The organism is Segatella copri, assembly GCF_009494835.1.
GTDB lineage: Bacteria > Bacteroidota > Bacteroidia > Bacteroidales > Bacteroidaceae > Prevotella > Prevotella copri_F.
In genome coordinates this window covers 1-5,324 of the sequence record NZ_VZBE01000046.1, presented here as the reverse complement: position 1 = coordinate 5,324, position 5,324 = coordinate 1, and the positions used below count along the sequence as shown (strand labels likewise).

General features: G+C 43.2%; 3 protein-coding genes and 1 rRNA gene. 1 reads left to right on the top strand and 3 read right to left on the bottom strand.

What is annotated here, in order from left to right; all coding sequences use genetic code 11:
- Window positions 1-125: 125 nt before the first annotated feature.
- The gene (gene glgP / locus F7D47_RS06865; RefSeq protein ID WP_153086634.1) at window positions 126-2,684 is read right to left on the bottom strand and encodes an alpha-glucan family phosphorylase; all 2,559 of its coding nucleotides are present in this window, start codon (window positions 2,682-2,684) and stop codon (window positions 126-128) included.
- 105 nt (window positions 2,685-2,789) lie between these two features.
- On the bottom strand, window positions 2,790-4,451 hold the full coding sequence (locus F7D47_RS06860; protein ID WP_153086633.1) for a glycogen/starch synthase: 1,662 nt from the start codon (window positions 4,449-4,451) through the stop codon (window positions 2,790-2,792).
- 186 nt (window positions 4,452-4,637) lie between these two features.
- Between F7D47_RS06860 and F7D47_RS06855 the strand changes: the two genes are divergently transcribed.
- Window positions 4,638-5,006: a hypothetical protein gene (locus tag F7D47_RS06855; protein ID WP_228112430.1), complete on the top strand. Its 369-nt coding sequence runs from the start codon at window positions 4,638-4,640 to the stop codon at window positions 5,004-5,006.
- A gap of 155 nt (window positions 5,007-5,161) precedes the next feature.
- On the opposite strand, the gene rrf is transcribed toward F7D47_RS06855, so the two are convergent.
- Window positions 5,162-5,274: ribosomal RNA gene (gene rrf / locus F7D47_RS06850) — 5S ribosomal RNA — on the bottom strand.
- Window positions 5,275-5,324 lie beyond the last annotated feature (50 nt).

Below are 5,324 nucleotides of genomic sequence, written 5' to 3'. Positions count from 1 at the left end.
TTAGGGCTTGTTAGGGACTTGCACCCATTAGAATAAGCTCATGCCGAGCATACCAAAAAAAATCCTGTATCCCAAAAAGAGATACAGGATTCATATATTTATAATGTGACAATGTCGCTATTATATTAGTTCAACCACTTCACGTAGCAGAAGTCCTGACGGTGTGGCAACTTATCATTCTTAGGATACATACGTACGCCTGTCTTGAATGAACCAGCATTGATTGGCTCAATCTCAGCCTCGAATGTAAAGTTGTTACCCTCGTGACCAACCATCTTGAATGGATAAACAGCATAAATCTGCTTGCCATCCTCTGGCTGATCCTTCAATACAACAAGCTCCAAGCCTACTGCATCGTTCAAGCCCTGCTCATCGATAACATACTGAACCTTGATCTTCTGACCAGTCTCAGCAGCCATCAGCATGCAGTCGTCCTTAGATACAACGTGGATACCATCCCAACGCTCTGCAACGCTCTCCTTCCAGAGTGCAATCTCCTTAGCAAGTGCATTGTCGTTAGCGCTCAACTTCTTGAAGCGGGCAGCCTCCTTATTGTAGAACTTATCATAGTAGTCATCCAACTGGCGCTTCATTGTATAGTGAGGAGCGATAGTAGCAATAGAGTTCTTTACTACCTGGATCCACTCCTTGCTGAAGCCTTCCTTATTCTTGTTGTAATACATAGGGATGATGTCGTTCTCCAAGAGGTTGTAGATAGTAGCAGCATCAAGCTGATCCTGGTAACCCTGGTTCTGGTATGTACGCTTCTCAGGAAGAGCCCAACCAGCACCCTCGCGGTAACCTTCTACCCACCAACCATCAAGTACAGAGAGGTTGACAACACCATTCATCTCAGCCTTCTCGCCAGATGTACCAGAAGCCTCCAATGGACGTGTAGGAGTATTCATCCAGATATCAACACCTGAAACCAGACGGCGAGCCAAAGTCATATCGTAGTCCTCGAGGAAGATAATCTTGCCGAGGAACTCAGGACGCTGACTGATCTCGAAAATCTTCTTGATCAAGCCCTGACCTGCACCATCAGCTGGGTGAGCCTTACCTGAGAAGAAGAACAATACTGGGTGCTCAGGATCGTTAACGATCTTAGACAAGCGCTCCAAGTCGGTGAAGAGCAGGTGAGCACGCTTGTATGTAGCGAAACGACGGCAGAAACCAATCATCAAAGCGTTAGGGTTGATACGCTCGAGCAAAGATACTACACGAGCAGGATCACCCTGGTTCTTCAACCATGTCTGGGTGAACTTCTCACGGATATAAGCTACGAGCTTCTTCTTCAATGTCATACGGGTATTCCAGATTTCAGCATCTGAAACATTGTAGATGGCATGCCAGATTTCCTCGTTGCTCTGGTCGTTCATGAAGTTCTTGTCGAAATATGTATCGTAGAGCTTACGCCACTCTGTTGCTGTCCAAGTTGGGAAGTGAACACCATTGGTTACATAACCTACGTGGTTTTCCTCTGGGAAGTAGCCCTTCCAGATGTTAGAGAACATTTGCTGGCTTACCCAACCGTGAAGCTTACTTACACCGTTAACCTCCTGGCAAGTGTTGCATGCGAATGTAGAGAGACAGAAACGCTCGTTGTGATCGTCTGGATTTTCACGACCCATACCGATGAACTCATCCCAAGAGATGCCAAGGCGCTGTGGATAGCCACCCATGTACTTGCCGAAGAGAGCCTCGTCGAAGTAGTCATGACCAGCTGGCACGGGAGTGTGAACAGTATAGAGAGAAGAAGCGCGAACCAACTCGAGAGCCTGGTTGAAGTTCAAGCCATCCTCCTCGATATAGTCGCAGAGACGCTGCAAGTTGCAAAGAGCTGCATGACCTTCATTGCAGTGATAGATATCCTTCTTGATACCCATCTTCTTCAATGCGAGCATACCACCGATACCGAGCAGAATCTCCTGCTTCAAGCGGTTCTCCCAGTCACCACCGTAGAGAGAGTGAGTGATAGGACGGTCGAACTCTGAGTTCATATCATTATCTGTATCCAGGAGATACAACTTGATACGACCTACATTCATCTGCCATACGTATGCATGTACCTGATAGTTTGTGTAAGGCACATCAACTACCAATGGGTTACCATTCTCATCATATACTCGCTCGATAGGGAGAGAGTTGAAGTTCTGAGCATCATAGTTAGCAATCTGCTGACCATCCATACTCAAAGACTGTTTGAAATAACCATATCTGTAGAGGAAACCAACAGCACACATATCCACGTTGCTGTCAGAAGCCTCCTTCAAGTAGTCACCAGCAAGCATACCAAGACCACCAGAGTAAATCTTAACCACCTGGTTAATACCATACTCCATGCAGAAGTAAGCAACTGAAGGGCGCTTAGCATTAGGCTTCACATCCATGTACTCGCGGAACATCTTATAGACGTTCTTAACCTTAGCCATTGTCTCCTTGTCCTTAACAATAGCCTCCTTGCGGTCGTAGCTCAAACGCTCCAAGAGCAATACAGGGTTAGCATTGCACTTCTCGTACAAATCAGCATCGAGGCTCTTGAACAAGTCACGACCTTCATAATTCCATGCCCACCACATATTGTGAGCGATCTCATCCAAGCACTTCAACTCCTTAGGAAGGCTTGATTTAATGGTTGTCTCCTTCCATTGAGGAGCATTAGCATAGTCTGCCTTAATTTTCATTGTGTTTTATTTTTAAGATGTATATTTTCTATCTTGCAAACATAGCGATTCTTGCAGAATCCAAATATTTGTTTTATGGCTTATGCCATCAAGAAAGAGAGATTATTATTTCTTCATACGAATTTCAGCCTTGCGCAAGGCAAAGTCATAAGCATCATAGTAATACTCGATAAAGTGTTTCCACAATGCTTTTTCTGAAAGAATCTCAGCATTTTTACGACACTTGTTCACCTGTGTCTTGGTGAATCCCGAGTACTTAGCTACGGTATCCTTGATAGCATCAGCTACCTCAGAATAATTATAGTCGGTACGCTTGATAACCTTCACACCATCCTCTATTTCACTGTAACTTCCCTTCTCTGAGTTAGCCCAAAGACCGAAACCAGCCAAATCGGTGGTGATACAAGGCACCTTGAACGCAACAGCCTCCAATGGAGTATATCCCCATGGCTCATAATAAGAAGGATAGATACAGAGGTCATTACCCAACACTACATCATAGTAGCTCTTGTTGATAATGCCATCATCGCCTGTCAAGTAGCAAGGTAAGAATATCAGTTTCACCTTGTCTTCCTTATTATTATGCATGTTGAAGTACTTCAGCATACCCAACACATTATCATGACTCATATTATGCAACCAATGGGTAATCTCCGGAACCTCCAATGGCGTGTCAAACTTCTTACCGCTATTCAGACGATCCAACAGATCCTGACGTGGATCTCCTACCCAACCAGGTACGTCAATGAATGCCAATACATTCTTCTTCAAATTGTTGTCACGAAGCAGTCGGTTCATAGCCTCAATATAGACATCGATACCCTTGTTGCGGAACTCGTAGCGTCCGCTGGTAGAAACGATGAGCGTATCATCATCCAAATCTGTACCCATCAAAGCATTGGCTACATCGAGCAAACGCTTTCTTGCCTCCTTACGTTTCTTTGTAAAGGTACTTGCTTTAGGTACAAAACTATTGTCAAATCCGTTAGGCAAAACAAAATCTACCGGTTTATCGAGCAATTCCTTGCACTCGTTGGCAGTAATATCACTCACTGTTGTGAAACAATCAACATACTTAGCAGTCTGCTTTTCTATAGAATGCTTGCTTTGCATATTGAGTTCCTGCGCCATCTGATCACCATTATAGGCAAAAAGATAATCATAAAGAGGCTTATTATTACCGGCAATACTACGACCGATACTTGTAGCATGCGTGGTGAACACTGTAGCCACCTCAGGAAGATGCTTGTTCACATAGAGCACACCAAGTCCTGTCATCCATTCATTTCCATGATAGATAACTTTTTTGCCTTTTCCAACAACATGTTTGTAGAAACTCTCTACTACCAGAGCGGCAGCATAAGAGAACATCGATGCTTCGTCATAGTCACCATAAGCATGAAGACTATCAACCTGATAGTCCTGCCATAGTTGTCCATAGATCTGGTCTTTAACAGCATAGTAAGGATTAAAATCTACCAAAACAGCTACTGGCTCTCCCGGTATATTCCATCTACCTACTTTAACCTTTAAGCCCTCTTTCAGAGCTTCTGCTTTCCACTCCGCATAAAGCGTATCATCTTGAGAGAAATAAGGATTCACCTTGTCTCCCCAGCAATCAGGACCAATGAAGATTAGCTGATCCTTTAACCTTTCCGTAAGAGTCTTAGCTCGAGTTGAAAGAACGGTGTAGATACCACCAACTTTATTACACACTTCCCAACTAGACTCAAATATGTAATCTGGAAATAATCTTTTCTTTTCCATATATAATTATCAATAAACACCGCAAAGATAGATAAATATTTGCAAAAAAACGAATTAATCTTATTAAAATCCTAAAAAAAATGCAGTTTTCTTGATTTAAATGAATAACTTTGTCGCAGTTAATTGAAAAAAGAGATGAAAAGAAAGATTTTAGCAACATTATTATGCCTAATTAGTATATCTAGTATGGCACAAACAGACAGCACCCTATTCAAGGGGAAGATTACAAACAAAGAGTATGATGTCTATATGAATATAGACTTCTACCATAAGAACCTCAAGGTTCCAGGACAGGAACTGTTCGGTGAAATGCCCGGATATTTCGGTGACAGACGGGATAGTCGCAAATGGCTGATTACAGATGCTGACATAGAAGGAAAGACCGCTCATCTATCCATTATCAATGATTACGGGAGCGAAGATCTTACTGCCGACCTCATAGCCTTACCCGATGGTAGTTACGAGTTGCAGCAGAAAGATGGAAGTAACCTGAAAATTGCCCGAAACCGGAAATGGGTGAAGATTCCTAAAAATCTGAAATTCACCAAGCAGTAGGCAAAACACTCAGAATATCGCAGAAATACCCCTCGCTATTATGGTAAATAGCGAGGGGTTATTATATTATATAGCAAGGGTAATCATACTAAATAGCCAGTGTATTAAACAAAAAAGCCTCGACTACTTTCGTAATCGAGGCTTCTGAAATTGAAAGGAGGCGGCTACCTACTCTCCCGCATTGCATTGCAGTACCATCGGCGCAAGTGAGCTTAACTTCTCTGTTCGGAATGGGAAGAGGTGGGACCTCACCGCAATAACCACCTGATAATGGGTTATGACGTATTTGCACACAAGCAAACGTATAAGTAATGTTGA

Excerpts from the sequence above, each read along its gene's own strand:
- glgP (WP_153086634.1), bottom strand. The coding sequence starts at position 2,684 with ATGAAAATTAAGGCAGACTATGCTAATGCTCCTCAATGGAAGGAGACA.
- F7D47_RS06860 (WP_153086633.1), bottom strand. The coding sequence starts at position 4,451 with ATGGAAAAGAAAAGATTATTTCCAGATTACATATTTGAGTCTAGTTGG.
- F7D47_RS06855 (WP_228112430.1), top strand. The coding sequence starts at position 4,638 with ATGGCACAAACAGACAGCACCCTATTCAAGGGGAAGATTACAAACAAA.